The organism is Weissella sp. DD23, from assembly GCF_001579105.1.
In the GTDB taxonomy this organism is placed as follows: Bacteria; Bacillota; Bacilli; order Lactobacillales; family Lactobacillaceae; genus Weissella; species Weissella cibaria.
Genome location: NZ_KQ970391.1, coordinates 224,480 through 225,288 on the forward strand (window position 1 = coordinate 224,480; position 809 = coordinate 225,288).

An 809-nucleotide genomic window follows, 5' to 3' on the forward strand; every position below is an offset into this window, starting at 1 on the left:
GTGAATCAGAAAATGGTTTACGCGTGCTTTTATTGAGGTATTTATTACAACAAAAATCAGACTAAAGTCGATAAAATAATAGTAACAATAACAGATGAATAACAAACGAGGTGAATAAAATGACTGAAAAGGATCCAGCTGGTAGAACAGCCAGGCATGCACATCAAGCTTCTAAGAAAAGTCCGTTCAAAGTTCTGCTGATTACGGCATTACTAATTGTGGCGCTGTTATTGGGTGTTGGCGTTGCAGCAGTGATTGACAATGCTCATAATGACAAGGCAGCGACATCGTCATCATCCGTTACAAGTAGCGTTTCGTCACAAACCAGTTCGGTAACAGCTAGCTCGACAAGCGCGGCGTCAGCAAGTTCGGCGACGTCGTCATCGGTGGCAACGTCTGAGTCATCATCAAGTGAGTTGACTGGGACACCAGGGGTTGTGGCAACAGACTTGACCCAAAATGATCGGGCATCAATTTTGGCCCAAGTCATTACAACTGAAGCTGGTTACACACCAGCGGATGTTCACAGCATTACAACTGGTGTGGTCGACGGCGTTGGATCAGGTAAAGGTCGAGTGGTTGTTGGCATTGGTGTGAATGGTATTGGAGCAACGTATACGTTGTCTGGTGATGGTGGCGTAGGTGTGATGACGGGGTCGTATACCGGTGGGAATGGTGATAGTGATCATCCGTTTACAATTGATGTGAACGACTGGTTGCGTACGCATAATTTACAAGATGTTCAGGCAGAGTACGGTTCAGTGATGACCAGTAATTAACGAGAGTTATTTCTTGCAAGCGCTTACAGT

1 protein-coding gene is annotated in these 809 nt (G+C 45.4%); it reads left to right on the plus strand.

What is annotated here, in order from left to right; genetic code table 11:
* Positions 1-119: 119 nt before the first annotated feature.
* Positions 120-779 carry a hypothetical protein gene (locus WEIDD23_RS03690; protein ID WP_010372397.1) on the plus strand — a complete coding sequence of 220 codons (660 nt, stop codon included), beginning with the start codon at positions 120-122 and terminating at the stop codon, positions 777-779.
* Positions 780-809: the final 30 nt, after the last annotated feature.

Coding starts and splice junctions, on each gene's coding strand:
- WEIDD23_RS03690 (WP_010372397.1), top strand. CDS start 120: ATGACTGAAAAGGATCCAGCTGGTAGAACAGCCAGGCATGCACATCAA.